General features: G+C 52.6%; 18 protein-coding genes. 14 read left to right on the forward strand and 4 right to left on the reverse strand.

Going from position 1 to position 17,793, the window contains the following annotated elements; all coding sequences use genetic code 11:
• Positions 1 to 107: 107 nt before the first annotated feature.
• Together VPR01S_RS18530 and ygfZ are read right to left on the reverse strand one after the other, a co-directional pair.
• Positions 108 to 593: an aminoacyl-tRNA deacylase gene (locus tag VPR01S_RS18530; protein WP_021706904.1), complete on the reverse strand. Its 486-nt coding sequence runs from the start codon at positions 591 to 593 to the stop codon at positions 108 to 110.
• Entirely contained in the window at positions 586 to 1,551 is a 966-nt protein-coding gene (ygfZ, locus tag VPR01S_RS18535) for a tRNA-modifying protein YgfZ (protein WP_021706905.1), read from the reverse strand. Before ygfZ ends, VPR01S_RS18530 begins: the two co-directional genes overlap by 8 nt.
• A 146-nt stretch (positions 1,552 to 1,697) precedes the next feature.
• Between ygfZ and VPR01S_RS18540 the strand changes: the two genes are divergently transcribed.
• Both VPR01S_RS18540 and VPR01S_RS18545 read left to right on the forward strand, forming a co-directional pair.
• Positions 1,698 to 1,958, forward strand: a complete 261-nt coding sequence (locus VPR01S_RS18540; protein ID WP_021706906.1) for an FAD assembly factor SdhE — start codon at positions 1,698 to 1,700, stop codon at positions 1,956 to 1,958.
• Positions 1,959 to 1,998: 40 nt separating this feature from the next.
• Positions 1,999 to 2,334: a protein YgfX gene (locus tag VPR01S_RS18545; RefSeq protein WP_021706907.1), complete on the forward strand. Its 336-nt coding sequence runs from the start codon at positions 1,999 to 2,001 to the stop codon at positions 2,332 to 2,334.
• 6 nt (positions 2,335 to 2,340) lie between these two features.
• On the opposite strand, the gene nadB is transcribed toward VPR01S_RS18545, so the two are convergent.
• Entirely contained in the window at positions 2,341 to 3,948 is a 1,608-nt protein-coding gene (gene nadB / locus VPR01S_RS18550; RefSeq protein WP_021706908.1) for an L-aspartate oxidase, read from the reverse strand.
• 340 nt (positions 3,949 to 4,288) lie between these two features.
• Here nadB and rpoE point away from each other — a divergent pair, with 340 nt between their 5' ends.
• The 11 genes from rpoE to acpS all read left to right on the forward strand — a co-directional run bounded on the left by rpoE (position 4,289) and on the right by acpS (position 13,456).
• A complete protein-coding gene (gene rpoE, locus VPR01S_RS18555) occupies positions 4,289 to 4,867 on the forward strand; it encodes an RNA polymerase sigma factor RpoE (RefSeq protein ID WP_021706909.1) in 579 nt (192 codons plus the stop codon).
• A 27-nt stretch (positions 4,868 to 4,894) separates the two neighbouring features.
• Positions 4,895 to 5,521: a sigma-E factor negative regulatory protein gene (locus tag VPR01S_RS18560; RefSeq protein WP_040903119.1), complete on the forward strand. Its 627-nt coding sequence runs from the start codon at positions 4,895 to 4,897 to the stop codon at positions 5,519 to 5,521.
• Entirely contained in the window at positions 5,518 to 6,489 is a 972-nt protein-coding gene (gene rseB / locus VPR01S_RS18565) for a sigma-E factor regulatory protein RseB (protein WP_021706911.1), read from the forward strand. Before VPR01S_RS18560 ends, rseB begins: the two co-directional genes overlap by 4 nt.
• Complete coding sequence (locus VPR01S_RS18570) at positions 6,486 to 6,956, forward strand: SoxR reducing system RseC family protein (protein WP_021706912.1); 471 nt, start codon at positions 6,486 to 6,488, stop codon at positions 6,954 to 6,956. Before rseB ends, VPR01S_RS18570 begins: the two co-directional genes overlap by 4 nt.
• Before the next feature lie 106 nt (positions 6,957 to 7,062).
• Positions 7,063 to 8,856 (forward strand): translation elongation factor 4, encoded by a 1,794-nt coding sequence (gene lepA / locus VPR01S_RS18575; RefSeq protein ID WP_021706913.1) that lies wholly within the window; start codon positions 7,063 to 7,065, stop codon positions 8,854 to 8,856.
• Between the two features lie 91 nt (positions 8,857 to 8,947).
• Complete coding sequence (gene lepB / locus VPR01S_RS18580) at positions 8,948 to 9,844, forward strand: signal peptidase I (RefSeq protein WP_021706914.1); 897 nt, start codon at positions 8,948 to 8,950, stop codon at positions 9,842 to 9,844.
• A gap of 30 nt (positions 9,845 to 9,874) precedes the next feature.
• Entirely contained in the window at positions 9,875 to 10,552 is a 678-nt protein-coding gene (rnc, locus tag VPR01S_RS18585) for a ribonuclease III (protein WP_021706915.1), read from the forward strand.
• Entirely contained in the window at positions 10,545 to 11,507 is a 963-nt protein-coding gene (gene era / locus VPR01S_RS18590) for a GTPase Era (protein WP_021706916.1), read from the forward strand. The genes rnc and era overlap by 8 nt, the downstream gene beginning before the upstream one ends.
• Before the next feature lie 109 nt (positions 11,508 to 11,616).
• On the forward strand, positions 11,617 to 12,345 hold the full coding sequence (gene recO / locus VPR01S_RS18595) for a DNA repair protein RecO (protein WP_021706917.1): 729 nt from the start codon (positions 11,617 to 11,619) through the stop codon (positions 12,343 to 12,345).
• Positions 12,342 to 13,073 carry a pyridoxine 5'-phosphate synthase gene (pdxJ, locus tag VPR01S_RS18600; protein WP_021706918.1) on the forward strand — a complete coding sequence of 244 codons (732 nt, stop codon included), beginning with the start codon at positions 12,342 to 12,344 and terminating at the stop codon, positions 13,071 to 13,073. The genes recO and pdxJ overlap by 4 nt, the downstream gene beginning before the upstream one ends.
• Positions 13,073 to 13,456 carry a holo-ACP synthase gene (acpS, locus tag VPR01S_RS18605; protein WP_021706919.1) on the forward strand — a complete coding sequence of 128 codons (384 nt, stop codon included), beginning with the start codon at positions 13,073 to 13,075 and terminating at the stop codon, positions 13,454 to 13,456. Before pdxJ ends, acpS begins: the two co-directional genes overlap by 1 nt.
• On the opposite strand, the gene barA is transcribed toward acpS, so the two are convergent.
• The gene (barA, locus tag VPR01S_RS18610) at positions 13,441 to 16,224 is read right to left on the reverse strand and encodes a two-component sensor histidine kinase BarA (RefSeq protein ID WP_021706920.1); all 2,784 of its coding nucleotides are present in this window, start codon (positions 16,222 to 16,224) and stop codon (positions 13,441 to 13,443) included. The two genes, acpS and barA, sit on opposite strands and share 16 nt — an antisense overlap.
• Before the next feature lie 196 nt (positions 16,225 to 16,420).
• Here barA and rlmD point away from each other — a divergent pair, with 196 nt between their 5' ends.
• The gene (gene rlmD, locus VPR01S_RS18615) at positions 16,421 to 17,740 is read left to right on the forward strand and encodes a 23S rRNA (uracil(1939)-C(5))-methyltransferase RlmD (protein ID WP_021706921.1); all 1,320 of its coding nucleotides are present in this window, start codon (positions 16,421 to 16,423) and stop codon (positions 17,738 to 17,740) included.
• Positions 17,741 to 17,793: the final 53 nt, after the last annotated feature.

A 17,793-nucleotide genomic window follows, 5' to 3' on the forward strand; every position in this document is an offset into this window, starting at 1 on the left:
ACGCGAAAAAAATGCCCATGACTATTTATGTTTTTATTTTGAATAAATATCTTTGATGTTAGTGTCTGGAGTTCGAGTTTGATCACGTTTTATTGTAATCCATTACACTAAATTGCCGTATCACGGCAAATGTCTCCGAACTGAGGCTGGCACAACTGCACCAGATCGTGACAACCCAGAGCTACTCCGGCCATGTGACAGCCGCTACTGATGGTAACTTCCGGCTCTGTCAGCAGATGTTGATCAAAGATGATCGGCATCGATACGGGCAGCAAAAGGGGAGCAACACAACCTGGCTGATAGCCGGTTAATTCGGGGACCTGAGCCAGATCGACACAGGTCATTCGGCGCCAGCCAAGCAGAGCACGAACTTTCTTTGGATCCACAGATCTGTCGCCAGGAGCGCACGCCAGAGCGTATTGACCGCCCATGTCCCGTAGCAGAATTGACTTCACCATCTGGGCGGGACGGATGCCTCGTTGCCGGGCGGCGTCTTCGATGGTGGTGGCTGGCGTCTGATGAGGCAGCAGGCGATACGCCACCTGCTGCTCACGTAGATACCGCGTGATTTTGGTCTCTATCGGCTTATTCATTCTCTTCTAACGTATACGGCAAAGGCTGAATGGTCCAGGTGTGTTCCGGCTGATCCTGAAGGCGCAGGGGAGTGTCGGCGTCGAGGTTGTTGGGCAGAACAATCAAGCCGATGGCGCTGTTGTCGGCAAACACATAATGCGCAAGCAACTGACCAGCGCCACGCCAATTGTCTCCGACCGCCCGCTCAAGTGCCGTGCCTTCAATTGCCGTTGAGACACTGCCCTTGACTATGTACATCGCACGCTTGTTCATGCCGCGGTACTTAGCTCGCGCAACGGTTTCCTGACCGGTGTAACAGCCTTTAGTAAAGCTGATGCCTCCCAGTGCCTGCAGGTTGAGCGCTTGGGGAATATGTTCATTTTGCTCGCTGGCGCCGAGTACCGGTAACGCATGTTCGATGTCAAAGCGGGTCCACAGGGATTCGTCGACTTTGTTCGCGGTCCACTGTGCTGCCAGCGTTTCGGCTGCGTGTGCGTCCAGCAACAGCATCCAGCGCTCAGCATCTATTCTCACCGCACTGCCACCGTTGATGGCCCGGACATCACCGCGCTGCTCCGACAGGCTGTCAATAAAATGTTCGGCTTGTTGGCCGAGCACTCCCAGAATGATCTCCTGACTGGCATTGATCTCAACTTTGGAGAACACCGCGTACTTGCGGATCTCTCGCAATTCGACGTCGATCGCCGATCGTGGCTGCACCATGGCAAAGCCACCGTTGTGGTGGAACACACGAAATACGCTCCAGACCTTGCCTTTGGCATCGCAGTGCGCACCCAGTGTAGTTTGGTCCAAAGGCAGAGATACCACGTCGCAGGTGACCTGACCTTGCAGGTAAGACTTCTTGTCATCACCTTGCAGAGTGATGGCTCCCCATGAGGGCAGGTAAGCCAGCATCAGGGGCGGCAACGCATCGTTTGCGTTTACGGCAAGAGGAGTGAATGAGTTTTGCCAATCCATGTGAAATTCCTAGCTATGTTGGTATGGGGTTATGTTAATCCGGTTGAGTTTTTTTGTCAGCTTCTGCGGACTGTGACTGAGTTAGTGGTCGCCGTCTCTGACCCCTGTTACACTCAGCTAAAATTATGATTAGGTGAGGATAACCGATGTACACTGCAGAAGAAAAAGCACGGATCAAGTGGGCATGCCGACGTGGGATGCTGGAACTTGATGTGGTCATTATGCCTTTTTTTGAGGAGTGCTTTGATTCACTGAGCGAGACGGAGCAACAGGATTTTGTGTCGCTGCTGGAGTGTGATGACCCGGATCTGTTTACCTGGATTATGGGGCATGGACGCAGTGAGAACCTGAGTCACGCCTCCATGGTAGACAAGATTGTTGCCCATAACCTCAGCAAAGTGCGTTAACGTCCACTTACTCCCTTCTACTGATGCCCGTGTCCTGCATATGGTGGCTTGGCTACTGACGACCTGGGCATCCCTTGCTGCTTTCCTGCCACTGGTCATTCTTCCCATGCTGTTGGTACCGATATGGCAATTGTGTCATCGGGGAGCACTGTTGCCCCCCGCCGCGCAAGGTCAACTGCGTTGTGGTCCCGGACGACAGGTTCGCTTTAACGATGACACTCTGACACTGCGCGGTTGTCAGAGCGCATGTGCTCACTGGTTTGTGATTGTGTATTTTGAACAGCGCGCGGCGTTAACGGTGTGGCGCGACAGTTTGAGTGACGCGGATTATCGCCATCTGCTGGTGGTGGTTCAAAGGGAGCGCCAGGCTCCCTGAACGTGATTATTTTTGAGGCACCAAAATGGTTGGCCCGCTGTGTTCCGCCGGATTAGGGTAATCCAGAGTGTAATGCAGGCCACGACTCTCTTTGCGTTGCATCGCACAGCGGACCATGAGTTCGGCGACTTGCAGCAAGTTACGCAACTCCAGCAGGTTATTTGAGACGCGGAAATGGCTGTAATACTCGTGCGTTTCCTGTTGCAGTAACTGAATTCGGCGCAGCGCACGTTCCAGGCGTTTGTCGGTCCGCACAATGCCCATGTAATCCCACATGAACAGGCGCAGTTCATGCCAGTTGTGTTGGATAACCACTTCTTCATCTGAGTTGCTCACCTGACTTTCGTCCCACGCCGGCAAGGTTGTCGGTAGGGTGGCGCTGTCGAGGTTGGTCAGGATGTCTTTAGCGGCAGACCAGGCGTAGACCACACACTCCAGCAGCGAGTTAGAGGCCATGCGATTGGCACCGTGCAAACCGGTGTAACTGACTTCGCCAATCGCATACAGTTGTGACAGATCGGTCTGCCCCTGCTGAGAAACCATCACACCGCCGCAGGTGTAGTGCGCAGCGGGAACAATCGGGATCGGCTCTTTCGTCATGTCTATGCCGAGATCCATTAACCGGGTGTAAATGGTCGGGAAGTGCTTTTCGATAAAATCGGCGGGTTTGTGGCTGATATCAAGGTACATGCAGTCCGCGCCCAAGCGTTTCATTTCGTAGTCGATTGCCCGGGCCACCACGTCACGCGGTGCCAGTTCGGCGCGCTCGTCAAATTCCGGCATGAAACGGGAGCCGTCGGGCCGGCGCAGGAAGGCACCTTCACCGCGCAGAGCCTCGGTCAGCAGAAAATTGCGGGCTTCCGGGTGGTACAAACAGGTCGGGTGGAATTGGTTAAACTCCATATTGGCGACCCGACAGCCGGCACGCCAGGCCATGGCAATCCCATCACCGGACGAGACGTCAGGGTTGGAGGTGTACTGATATACTTTCGATGCTCCGCCGGTTGCCAGTACGACAAATTTGGCGCGTACGGTCTCAACGTGCTCTTCATTTCGGTTCCAGATGTAAGCACCGACGACTTTGTTTTCGTCCCCACCGATTTTATCTTCGGTGATCAGGTCAAGCGCATTGTGGCGCTCAAGAACCGTGATGTTGGGGTGATTGTGAACGTTGTCCTGCAGTGAGGTTTGCATCGCCATGCCGGTTGCATCGGCTGCATGCAGAATACGGCGGTGGCTGTGGCCGCCTTCACGGGTCAGGTGATAACGTGGCTCATCGTCGTCGTCATCGTCCTCGCGGTCAAACGGAACACCGCCGTCGATCAGCCACTGGACGCACTCTTTGGCATTTTCGGCGATAAAGGTCACGGTTTCTTCTTCACAGATGCCGCCGCCGGCAATCAGTGTATCCTGTACATGCGATTCAATGCTGTCGGATTCATCAAATACCGCTGCAATTCCTCCTTGAGCGTAGTACGTCGCGCCTTCGCTCCTTGGTCCTTTACTTAAGACAATCACGTTGGCACGTTTGGCTACGCGCAGTGCAAGCGACAAGCCTGCTGCGCCGCTACCAATGACTAATACATCACACTGATGTTCACGGTTTGCGTTCATAAAACTGTTAAAATCCCGAACTATATTCAGAGTAGCAACACTCTATCCCCATGCGCGGAGCGCCGATGAATCCCTCTATATTATCATCAGTGGCCACGCATTACTTTGTAAATCCCATTGCTTTTCGTGTACTTCGCCCCCAGAATTTGGAGCAGTGACAACGAACACATCGCCCTGCGAACGTATCAGAATATTTTTTTAGAGAATATGTGGAACTTTCTATATACGCCAGAGTCACAATAGTGCTCATGTAAGCAGTGGTGTCAATACTACATTTTGCATAATTAATGCCCATATCTGTGAGGATAGGGGAGAGAAACAAATAGGAGTACACGCTCGAATGAACGAGCAGCTGACCGATCAAGTATTGATTGAGCGAGTTCAGAGTGGAGATAAGCAGGCATTCAATCTGTTAGTACTGAGATACCAGAACAAAGTTTGCAATCTTATTTCCCGGTATGTGAGCAATCCTGGAGATGTCGCCGATGTGGCCCAAGAAACGTTCATTAAAGCGTATCGGGCGGTGCCAAGCTTTCGTGGTGAAAGCGCCTTTTATACCTGGCTATATCGAATTGCTGTCAACACTGCCAAAAACCACATCGTTGCCCAGAGCCGCAGACCGCCAGCCAACGATGTGGATGCTGAAGAAGCTGAATATTACGAGTCGGCGAGTGCGTTAAAAGAAATTTCGAACCCTGAGAACTTAACGTTGTCCAAAGAATTGAAACGCGTGGTTTTCAGTGCGATTGAAGCACTACCCGACGATTTAAAAACTGCAATGACTTTACGCGAGTTAGATGGTTTAAGTTACGAAGAGATCGCGGCTGTGATGGATTGCCCGGTAGGGACAGTGCGTTCTCGAATCTTCCGAGCTCGTGAAGCGGTTGAGAAAAAAATCAAACCGCTGTTGCAACGCTAATTACCAGTAATGACTATGGTGAAAACAATGGCTGACAAAGAAAGACTTTCAGCACTCATGGATGGGGAAATGATCGACAAAGCTCTGATTGCAGAGCTGGGTGACGATCAGGAAAGCCTGCAAACTTGGAAAAATTACCATTTGATTGGTGATGTGATGCGAGGTGAGGCTCCGGAAGCACCGGAGTGGAACATTGCAGAAAGTGTTGCATTGGCGCTGGAAAATGAGCCTGCACACCATCTCAATCATGCCACCAATGTCACGCATCTTGATGCGGTGCGGGTGGAAGAACAACCGGCACCGCAACAAGCGCGCCGCCAGTTGCCGGGTTGGTTGAGCCAGTTTGGTCAGGTGGCGGTGGCCGCGTGTGTGTCTTTGGCTGTGATTCTGGGTGTTCAACAGTATGGTGGCACGGATCCTTCTCAGCCACAGAATAATCAAGTGCCTGTTCTGCAAACGGTGCCGTTTGCCGGCAGTGCAGAGCCTGTCAGTCTGACCCGTGATTCGATAGAGAAGCAGCACACTGGTGACATTAATGTCCAGGAGCAGCGTCGTCGTATCAATGCCATGCTGCAAGATTACGAGCTTCAGCTTAGACTAAACAGTGAGAACGCTGACCAACACAGCGATCGAGTTGAACCGGTAGTTGAATGAAAAAATTTCTGATCAGTGCGCTGACGCTGTTCAGTTTGAGCTCAGGTATGGCCTTTGCAGAGGATAACGACTCTGCGGAGGCTTTATTGCATCAAATGAACGAAGCCAGTCAGCATCTAAATTACGAGCTGTCTTATATCCTGATTAAGAAAAACAGTATCGAGCCTTTGCTGTACCGCCATGCGCTGGAGGAAACCCAGCAGCTGGCCCATCTGGTGTATCTGAGTGGTCCGGTGCGCGAAGTGATTCGCCGCGGTGATGAGATCAGTTACATCGAGCCTGGGGTTGAACCGTTTACCATTGAATCCGGTAATATGGTGGCGCCGACCATTCCTTTACTCAACAGTGATATTGATGACATCAGTAAGTTTTACGATTTCGTCAAAGTTGGGCGTGCCCGCGAAGCTGGCGCGGCTTGCCAGGTGTTGCGTGTTGTACCCAAAGATGGCTTACGTTACTCCTATGTTCTGTGGGTTGATGAGCAGAGCAAATTGCCGCTTCGCGCTGATCTGATTGATCGTGATGGTGAAGTGCTGGAGCAATACCGCACCATCGCTTACAGCGTCAACGATAAAATTGCGCAACTGTTGAGTGGCCTCAATCAGGTCAAACTGCCACAAGTATTATCGTTACCTAAAGGCCCGGTGAAACAGACGTACTGGAAAGTGGGCTGGATTCCTGAAGGGTTTGAACCCAAGGAACTGAACCGTTACCGCATGGCGATCACCGATCGTATGGTCGAGAGCCAGATGTACTCTGATGGCCTGTTCAGTTTCTCGGTGTACGTCTCCGACAGCGACAACCATTCGTTGCGGGGCCAACTGGTGCGTCAGGGGCGACGCACACTTCATAGCCTGGTGAGTGGTAAGAATGAAGTGTCTGTGGTCGGTGACATTCCACCGTCGACCGCTCAACGCATTGCTCAGTCGGTGACGTTCAGCGCTCAATCAGGAGCAACCACACCATGATGACGGCGCTGGCGACGGTCTCTTCTGTAACCTCGAAGGCGAAAGGCTTCGAGGTTGAACTCAGTTGCGATCAGCAAACCAGTTGCAGCAGTTGCGCATCACAAAAGAGCTGTGGGACCGGTATTGTTTCCAAAGCCGTGGGTAAGAAATCCCTGCATTGGCGTTTGTTGACCTCCCGCTCAGTCAAAGCCGGACAGGTGGTTGAAATCGGTTTCCCGGAAAAGAGTTTACTGCAGTCGGCGGCGATCGTGTATTTGGTGCCGCTGCTGGCGATGATCGCCGGGGCACTGCTCGCACAATGGTTGCTGGTACCGGCATTCGGCCTCGGCGAAGGGGCGGTGATCCTCTGCTCCACGTTGTCGACAGCGGGCGGGATTTGGGCAGCGAAAAAGCTGTCGAAAAATCTGGAACGTCAATCCCATGATGAGGTGGTGTTACTGCGGGTTCTGGGAGAGCCAATTAGCTAGTGCGAAGCCGCCCGAAATTGGGTAGAATCTGCCAACTTGATTGAAATGCCGTCAAACGACGGCTTTCTTATGTCCCTATTTGCAAAGAGTTAGTCACACCATATCTATGAAGCACATTCGTAATTTTTCGATTATCGCCCATATCGACCACGGTAAGTCGACCCTTTCTGACCGCCTGATTCAGGTTTGTGGTGGTCTGTCTGATCGTGAAATGGCTGCGCAGGTTCTTGACTCCATGGATCTTGAACGTGAGCGTGGTATCACCATTAAATCTCAGAGTGTGACACTAAACTACACCGCGAAAGATGGCGAAACATACCAGCTAAACTTCATCGATACGCCGGGACACGTTGACTTCGCGTACGAAGTTTCCCGTTCGCTAGCGGCCTGTGAAGGGGCTCTGCTGGTGGTGGATGCCGGTCAGGGCGTAGAAGCACAGACTTTGGCGAACTGTTACACCGCGATCGAAATGGATCTGGAAGTCGTGCCGATCCTGAATAAGATTGACCTGCCTGCGGCTGATCCTGAGCGCGTGGCGGAAGAGATTGAAGAGATCGTGGGTATCGATGCGATGGAAGCCACTCGTTGTTCGGCGAAAACCGGTCTGGGTGTGGATGATGTGCTGGAAAACATTGTGTCTGCGATTCCGGCGCCGGAAGGCGATCCGGATGGTCCGTTGCAAGCACTGATCATCGACTCGTGGTTCGACAACTACCTTGGCGTGGTGTCGTTGGTGCGGATCAAAAATGGCTCGCTGAAGAAAAACGACAAAATTAAAGTGATGAGCACGGGTCAGGCTTGGGGTGTGGACCGTTTGGGTATCTTTACGCCAAAACAGGTGGATACCGATGTACTGCGCACCGGTGAAGTTGGCTGGGTAGTGTGTGGTATCAAAGATATCCTCGGCGCACCCGTGGGCGATACGCTGACGCTGGCGAAAAACGGCTGTGACAAACCGCTGCCAGGCTTTAAGAAAGTGAAACCTCAGGTTTACGCTGGCCTGTTCCCGGTTTCTTCCGATGACTACGAAAACTTTCGTGATGCACTGGGCAAACTGAGCCTGAATGACGCGTCGCTGTTCTATGAGCCAGAGAACTCTGCGGCACTGGGTTTTGGTTTCCGCTGTGGTTTCCTTGGCATGCTGCACATGGAAATCATCCAGGAGCGTCTGGAGCGTGAATACGATCTCGATTTGATCACCACCGCACCGACGGTAGTGTATGAAGTGGAGCAGACAGACGGCACAGTGATGTACGTTGATAGCCCGGCGAAGCTGCCAGCGGTCAATGACATCGAAGAGATCCGCGAACCCATCGCGCGCTGTAACATTCTGGTACCGTCGGACTATCTGGGCAACGTGATCACCCTATGTGTTGAGAAACGTGGTGTGCAGGTGGATATGGTTTACCACGGCAACCAGGTGGCGGTAACCTACGATATCCCGATGGCTGAAGTCGTGTTGGATTTCTTTGACCGTCTAAAATCCACCTCTCGTGGTTACGCGTCACTGGACTACAACTTCCAGCGTTTTGAAGCGTCGAACATGGTGCGTGTTGACGTGCTGCTCAATGGCGACAAAGTGGACGCGCTGGCATTGATTACGCATAAAGATCAGTCTCAGACTCGCGGCCGTCAACTGGTCGAGAAGATGAAAGAGTTCATTCCGCGTCAGATGTTTGATATCGCGATTCAGGCGGCGATCGGTAACCACATCATCGCGCGTTCGACGGTCAAACAGTTGCGTAAAAACGTTATCGCTAAGTGTTACGGTGGTGACGTCAGCCGTAAGAAAAAACTGCTGAAGAAGCAGAAAGAAGGTAAGAAACGCATGAAGCAGATCGGTAACGTCGAGCTGCCTCAGGAAGCCTTCCTGGCGATTCTTCATGTCGGTAAAGATTAACGCTCGGTGCGTTGACACTGAAATATAAGAAGAAGATAAGTGAAAGGGTTTCGGCTCTTTCACTTTCGTGTTTTTAAGATAAGGGAAGTCAATGGCGAAAATATTCTCACTGATACTGGTCTTTGCCACGTTGATCACCGGGATTGTCTGGGTGATGGAAAAACTGGTTTGGGCCAAGCAACGCAAACAGAAACTGGCGGCGGTCGAAGCACAGACTAACGGCCTTGACGACAGTGTTAGCCAAAAACTGATCGTTCAGCCTTGGTGGGTGGAAAACTGCGTGTCGATCTTCCCGGTCATCGCTTTTGTGCTGGTTTTGCGCTCTTTCTTGTATGAACCGTTTCAGATTCCGTCAGGCTCAATGATGCCGACTTTGCTGGTGGGCGATTTCATTTTGGTGGAAAAGTACGCTTATGGCCTGAAAGATCCGGTGTGGCGTACTCAGTTGGTCGAAACCGGTAAGCCTGAGCGTGGTGACATCATCGTCTTTAAGTACCCGGTACAACCAAGCATTGACTACATTAAGCGTGTGGTGGGTTTGCCTGGCGATACGGTGCGTTATAGTGCCGACAAACAGGTGTGCATTCAGGCGAAAGGCACCTCGGAATGTCAGCCGGTGGCTATCTCGGATGTGCATGAAAGTCAGTTTATCCAAAACGGTCTACCTCTGATCGAAGCCAGAGAAAAACTGGGCCCGGTAGAACACCAGATCCTGATTAACCGACTGCGCCGCGATCGCGTTGACGATTATCAGCCACGCCCTGGCGTGAGTGAATGGGTGGTTCCACAAGGTGAATACTTTGTGATGGGCGACAACCGCGATAACAGTGCCGACAGCCGTTACTGGGGCTTCGTGCCGGAAGCCAACCTGGTGGGTAAGGCGATCGGTATCTGGATCAGTTTTGAGTTTGAACGTGGCGCGGACAGCATTCTGCCTTCATGGATTCCAACTGGTGTGCGTTTTAACCGCATTGGTGGCATTAACTAGTCCTGCGGGACATTAACAAATCGAGAGAGTATGACTTCTCCAATCCGTAAATTAGAAACTAAGCTCGGCTATCAGTTCAATGATGCCGAGCTTATCAACCTGGCGCTGACTCACCGCAGCGCCAACGGTAAACACAATGAACGTCTTGAGTTTCTGGGCGATTCAATTTTAAGTTTTGTTATCGCTGATGATTTGTACCATCGTTTTCCGAAAGTGAATGAAGGGGACATGAGTCGCATGCGTGCCACCTTGGTTCGCGGCAACACACTGGCGGAACTGGGTCGAGAATTCGAGCTGGGAGATTACTTAAAATTAGGTCCAGGTGAGTTAAAAAGTGGCGGCTTCCGTCGTGATTCGATTCTGGCCGATGCGGTTGAAGCGATCATCGGGGCGATTTATCTCGACAGTGACATCGAACAGGTGCGTCGTATTATCCTCCGTTGGTATCAACAACGTCTGGATGCGATCCAACCAGGTGTGTCACAGAAAGATCCCAAAACTCGCCTGCAGGAATTTCTGCAAGGCAGAAGAAAGCCGCTTCCTGTCTACACAGTGACTAATATTAAAGGTGAAGCACACAATCAGGAGTTTACTGTGTCGTGTGAAGTCGCAGGCATCGGACAGCCTGTAATTGGAAAAGGTACGAGTCGTCGCAAGGCTGAGCAAGCGGCTGCCGAAACTGCTTTAGAGCAACTGACTAATGGCTGATAACGAATTTAATATTGATGCGTTCTTCGCATCACACGGTGAAACCAGTTCACCAGAAAACCAGCACTGTGGCTTCATTGCCATTGTGGGGCGCCCGAATGTGGGGAAATCGACGCTGCTGAACCGTATTCTGGGACAGAAGATTTCCATTACATCACGTAAGCCGCAAACCACGCGTCACCGCATCATGGGTGTGGACACCGACGGCGATTACCAAGCGATATACGTTGATACCCCAGGGCTGCATATTGAAGAAAAGCGGGCGATCAACCGTCTGATGAACCGGGCGGCGAACTCGTCGTTGAGCGATGTGAATCTGGTTCTGTTTTTGGTCGACGGTACCCACTGGACCAAAGACGACGAGATGGTGCTGAATAAGCTGCAAAATGCCAATTTTCCGGTGGTTTTGTGTGTCAACAAAGTCGATAACGTGAAAGATCGCAACGACGTCATGTTGCACATGCTGGAGATGTCGAAGAAGATGAACTTCGTCGATGTGGTGCCTATTTCGGCCAAACAAGGCAAAAACATGGATGTGATCCGCAAACACGTGCGCGAACATCTGCCTCAAGCCACGCACCACTTCCCGGAAGAGTACGTGACGGATCGCTCTCAGCGTTTCATGGCGTCAGAAATTGTGCGTGAAAAACTGATGCGCTTTACCGGTGATGAGTTGCCGTATTCTGTCACGGTGGAGATCGAACGGTTTGACTATAACCCGGAAACGGACGGCTTCCATATCAATGCGCTGATCTTGGTAGAGCGCAGTGGGCAGAAGAAAATGGTCATCGGTAAAGGTGGTGAGAAAATCAAAACCATCGGCCGTGAAGCCCGCCTGGACATGGAAGAGCTGTTCGGACGTAAAGTGTTTCTGGAAACCTGGGTTAAAGTGAAATCCGGCTGGGCTGACGACGAGCGTGCGCTGCGTTCTCTGGGTTACATTGACGATTTGTAACCTGGGTGCGACGGTGATTCGCTCCGCAACATGAATGACATAAGGAGCCGGATGGCTCCTTATTTTTTATCGGATGGTGGCCGCTTGCGGTTTTGCTTGGTTGAGAGATATGTCTGACGGTTTACAGCGCTGCTTTGTTTTGCACCGCCGCCCTTACAGTGAATCCAGCCTGATTCTGGATGTGTTCAGTGAAGAGTTTGGCCGCGTGACGTTGATGTCGAAAGGCGCGCGCAGCAAACGTTCGAACCTCAAAGGGGCGTTGCAGCCCTTCACGCCATTACTGCTGAAGTGGTCGGGAAACGGCTCGATGAAGACCTTGCGTCAGGCAGAGCCGATCAGTCTGGGTCTGCCGCTGAGCGGTATTCATCTTTATTCCGCAATGTACGTCAACGAACTGCTGGGGCGGGTGCTGATGGCGGAAGTTCCCATGCCCGGACTTTTTCACGATTATTTGGCAGCACTGACTGAGCTGGCTCAGACCGACAATCCGGAGCCGGCCCTGCGCCGTTTTGAGTTGGCGTTGCTGGCGGCCATGGGATACGGCGTCGATTTTCTCCACTGCGCAGGCAGCGGGGAGCCGATTGAACCCGACATGACCTACCGTTATCGCGAGCAGAAAGGGTTTATTGCTTCCGTCAGAAACGACAACCTCACCTTTGTCGGGAATGAATTGATCGCCATCAGTGAACGCCGTTTTGTGACCAAAGAGCAGCTTAGGGCGGCAAAACGCTTTACACGTATAGCACTAAAGCCGTATCTTGGCGGCAAACCTTTAAAAAGTCGGGAATTGTTCATGGCGAAAACGGGCATTCCCAGAGCACGGAGTATTGGAAAATGAGCTCAATCTATCTAGGCGTTAACATCGATCATATTGCCACTTTGCGTAATGCGCGTGGGACACAGTATCCAGACCCTGTCCACGCTGCGGAAATCGCGGAGCGCGCCGGCGCCGATGGGATCACTATCCATCTTCGTGAAGACCGTCGCCACATTCTGGATCGTGACGTGCGCATTTTGCGTGAAACCATTCAGACCCGCATGAACCTGGAAATGGCTGTGACGGATGAAATGGTGGCTATCGCCCTGGAAACCAACCCCGAATTTGTGTGTCTGGTACCGGAAAAACGTGAAGAGCTGACCACTGAAGGCGGCTTGGATGTGGCGGGTCAGAAAGACAAAATCAAAGCCGCGACAAAACAACTGAGCGACGCAGGGATTAAGGTGTCACTGTTCATTGATGCCGATCGTCAGCAGATCGATGCGGCCAAAGCATGCGGGGCGCCTTTCATTGAGCTGCATACCGGCCACTATGCTGATGCGAAAAATGATGACGATCGTCAGGCAGAGCTGAAAAAAATCGCCGCGGCAGCCAGTTATGCGAACGACCTGGGGATCACTGTCAACGCCGGCCACGGTCTGACCTACCACAACGTGGCACCGATCGCTGCGATGCCGGAGATCTACGAACTCAATATCGGCCATTCCATTGTCGGCCGTGCGGTGTTCGATGGCCTGCATAAAGCGGTCGCGGACATGAAAGCCGTCATGGAAGCGGCGCGTCGGTAATGGCTTTGGTTGGCCTTGGCACGGACATCGCTGAGATTGAACGGATTGAAAACGCCCTGTCCCGCTCGGGCGAGGCGTTTGCTCGTCGGGTTCTGGCCGATGTGGAGATGGAAAAGTTCGCTCAGTTGAAGCAGAAAGGGCGCTATCTGGCGAAACGTTTTGCAGCGAAAGAAGCGGCCTCGAAAGCGCTGGGTACGGGCATTGCGCAAGGGGTGACTTTTCACGACTTTGTCATTAGCAATGATGAGCTGGGCAAGCCGGTGCTGACGCTGCACAACAAAGCCGCACAGCTGGCTCAGCAGATGGCGATCACCGCCATTCACCTGTCGATTTCCGACGAACGCCACTATGCCGTGGCGACGGTCATTTACGAATCCAAATAAGGTTGCGCAGACGCGGTAACCTTTTCCATTTCATCTTGCAATTCAAACAGCTCCGGCTCCAGCTCTTCGATGCTGCGGCCGGCACGCAGTGCCTGTTCGATCGTGGCACACACTTTTTTCAGGCGCGGTACTCCGCAGTAAGAGCAGCTGCCGTGCAGCTTATGCACGTGATGCAGCAGAGTGTCACGATCGAAGATATCGTCATCCAGAGCGGCTTCGACAATGGCATTCACTTCCGGGATATAGCCGATCAACATCCCCAGCATATCGCGCGCCAAATCGACTTTATTGGCCGATTGTTTTAACGCCGCCTGCCAGTCAATGATCATAGTGTCGTGCGCAGCCTCACTTTCCGGAGATGGAGTGACGGGTGCAAGTGGTGACTGGACTGGGAGGTTCTCACCATTGCTTCGGTGCTCAGGGCTCCAGTTCTGCAACACCTGCTGCAGCACGTGTTCCTCGATCGGTTTGGTCAGGTAGTCATCCATGCCGGCATTGAGCAGCCTATCCCGCTCGCCACTCATGGCGTGTGCGGTCACGGCGATCACCGGGGTAGATGCATTCAGCGCCAGTTGCTTGATTTTTCTGCAGGCGGTCACACCGTCCATGTGCGGCATCTGAATATCCATCAGAATGATATCGAATTTATGCTGCTCGGCTTGTTTGACGGCATCCAGCCCGTTGGTGCAGGCGATCACCTTGCAGACTCGCTCTTGCAGCAGTGCCGTGATCAGTTTGAGGTTGGCCGGGTTGTCATCCACTGCCATGACCTGCAGTGGCAATTTCTCGCTCTGTACTAGTTCCAGGCGTGGCTGTGTGCTTGCCGGGCCACTGGCCGCCAGCAGTTGCAGTAACTTCTTGCGCGATAATGGCTTGGTGATGCACTGCACCTGATAACGTTGCAGCAGATGATCGGATAGAGCCAACTCAGTACTCGGAATACCGACCACCACCTGCGGTGCGAGCGACATTGCCTTTTCGACCCATTTTTCGATTGTTGACCGTTCATGCTGCATGTTCGGCGCCAAGTTCAGCAGGACATAGTCAAACTGGCTGGTATCCTCCGGCAAGGAAGAGCGGTAGGTGACGTTGAGCCCTTCCTGCACCAGTACCTGCTGGATCACGGAAGCGGCCTGCATGTTTGGCTCCACCAGCAGGATATGACGCTGCTGCAGCACCTGCACGTCGATCAACTCGCTGACCGGCATTTCGGTGGCGTGTAACCGGAGCGTGAACCAGAATGTCGAACCCTGGTGGAGGCGACTGGTGAGACTGATTTCGCCCCCCATCTGGCTAACCAGTTTCTGGGTAATCACCAGGCCAAGTCCGGTCCCGCCATAGCGGCGTGAAATGCTGGCATCGGCCTGACTGAAGGCCTGGAACAACTGAGCCTGCTGGCGCTCGGAAATGCCGATGCCGGTATCGCGTACCATAAACTGCAGCTCAACCACATCGTCTTTCTGCGAGCGCAGTTCCACGCTGATATCGATATTGCCCCGTTCGGTGAATTTGATCGAGTTACCCACCAGATTCGTCAGGACTTGCTGGATCCGCAGTGGATCGCCGACCAACCCAGTCGGGATTTTCGGATCCACTTTCAGGGTCAGTTCAAGGCCTTTCTCATGTGCGCTGGTGGCCTGTAAGCTGACCACTTCCTCCAGAGACTCCTGGAAGTCGAACGGAATGTTTTCCAGTGCCAGTTTACCGGCTTCCAGTTTGGAGAAATCGAGGATGTCATTGATGATGTTCAGCAGGTTATTGGCCGATTTTTCAATGGTTTGCAGGTAATCGGTTTGGCTGTTGGTGAGCTGGGTTTTGAGCATCTGGCGGGTAAAGCCGATCACACCGTTTAGTGGGGTACGCAGTTCGTGTGACATATTAGCGAGGAACTCCGATTTCACCCGAGCGGCTTCCTGGGCACGCTTCTTCGCGATGTCCAGCTCGACGTTCTGGATTTCAAGCTGTTCCAGAGTTTCACGCAGGTCCGAGGTGGCCTGATCGATGCTGTGCTGCATGTCCATGTGGTATTCGGACAACGACACTGCCATGGCGTTGATGCCATTTTTGAGTGAATCCAGCTCGCCGTAAAACTTCTCTTCAATCCGCACGTCCAGGTGTCCCCGGCGGATGCGATCGACCATGTTTTTCATATTGGTGATGGGGCGGGTGACATCATACATCAGCCGATAGGCGAAGACCGCTGACAGCCCGAGGCCGGTCAGCAGCACAATGAACGCCGAAAATATCTCCTGATACTGTTGCAGACGCAATGACGAGAGATCCAGTTCCACGGCAATGTAGCCGATGGCACGATTTGGCCCGCTGTCGCCATTGGCGCTGTCGATAAAACGGTTCTCGGCCAGAATCGGCGCGCGCAGCACCAGGGTATTTTCAAACTGTTCTGACGAGCCGACTAATGGGATCGGTTTGTCTTTGGGAAACGTTAAGGATTCGAAGTTCGGGTGGAAGTTAGAGGTGACGAACAGTTCATGGTTGGCGTCAAACACTGCAATGCTGCGCACGTTTTTGGAATTCTTACGGTGTGCGTAGCTGATCAGACGGCGCACCGATTCCCGGCTCTGGTTTTTCAGTCCGTCTTCACTGGCGATGGCGAGCGGCTCAATAATGCTCAGGCCGGAATTGATCACCTGTTTTTCCAAATCGTGGTAACGGTTGTAAGAAAAAAAGGCACTCAGCAACAGGCCGATGATCAAAGTGGGCGCCAGGGTCAGGGTAATCACGCGGGCGCGTAAGCCATATCGGGTCATTATTGTCTAAACATCGTGGTGTGGATATGGGAAAATAACTTCGTGCTTCCCGTAATGCCTTTAAAACGGGCCGGGAAGACAGAGCCGTCGAAACAATAAGCATAATCAACTCGGTCGGCCGGTACAATCTCCCCGCTGCAGAATAGTGATGCCGGGGCGAATTATTTGTTTCAGATTTTTATAATGGGCACAGAGCATGGCGCGTTTTTTCCAGGCAAAGAAGAACACTCAGATAGACAAGAAACACCAGGTGGTGACGATAGAAAAACTGGATCATCACGGCGCCGGTATTGCTTACCATCAGCGTAAACCTATTTTTATCGACGGCGCTCTGCCAGGGGAGCAGGTGCTGATGCAACTGACGGAAAGCAAAAGTAAGTTTGCGCGTGGGCAATTAATCAAAGTGTTACAACCGAGTGATGAGCGCGTCGCGGCTTTCTGCCCGCATTATCAGGAATGTGGTGGCTGCAACATGCAACACCTGACTCTTGATGCGCAGCGAGCCTACAAGCAGCAGGCACTCAACCAACTGATGAACAAGTTTGCCGGTCAGAGCCTGACATTGGAAGCCCCGGTGACGGCCGACGATAAAGGGTACCGCCGCCGCGCCCGTATCAGCCTCAGGCTTGACAAAGGTGCGCGCCAGTTGCAATTCGGCTTTCGCAAAAAAAGCAGCAAACAGATCGTCAATGTCACCGGTTGCCCGGTACTGGTTCCGGAACTGAACCGTTTACTGCCGCAACTCAAATCGTTGCTGGCGGGGTTTGAGCATCCGGAGGCCTTGGGCCATGTTGAACTGGTCAAAGGAGACAACCACCGCGTGCTGGCGTTACGTCACCTTCAACCGCTGCCAACGGCTGACCAACAGGCGCTGAGTGACTTTGCCAGACAGCACGATCTGACGCTGTATCTGATGCCGGAAAGTGACCAATTGGTTCGCCTCAGCGGTGAAGAGGCGGTGTATCTTGAAGCCGGCGTGACGATACCGTTCACCCCCAATAACTTCATTCAGGTGAACCAGCAGGTCAATCGCCAAATGGTGCAGCAGGCATTGAACTGGCTGGCACTGGAGAAAGACGACCGGGTGCTGGACTTATTTTGTGGTCTGGGGAATTTCAGCCTGCCAATGGCGAAACTCACCGGACAAGTGGTCGGAGTAGAAGGCGTCGATGAGATGGTTGCTAAGGCAAAAGCGAACGCTACACTGAACCAGCTACCGAATTTGTCTTTCTACCAGGCGAATTTGGAACAAGATATGTCGTCTCAGTCGTGGGCGGGAGAAAAGTTCGATAAAGTACTGCTGGATCCGGCTCGGGCCGGCGCCGCGGGGATCGTTGAACAATTATCGTCGCTGGGCGCAAAGCGGATAGTTTATGTTTCATGTAATCCTGCTACGCTTGCCAGAGACAGTCACAGCTTGCTGGCACAAGGATATAAGCTGAAGAAGCTGGGTATGCTGGACATGTTTCCGCATACCAGCCATCTGGAATCGATGGCGCTTTTTGTGAAGGATTGAACGAACTTACCTGATGGATTCTGGTCGAACACCGGGGTAGGTCGCTGATAAAA

This window comes from Vibrio proteolyticus NBRC 13287, assembly GCF_000467125.1.
GTDB lineage: Bacteria > Pseudomonadota > Gammaproteobacteria > Enterobacterales > Vibrionaceae > Vibrio > Vibrio proteolyticus.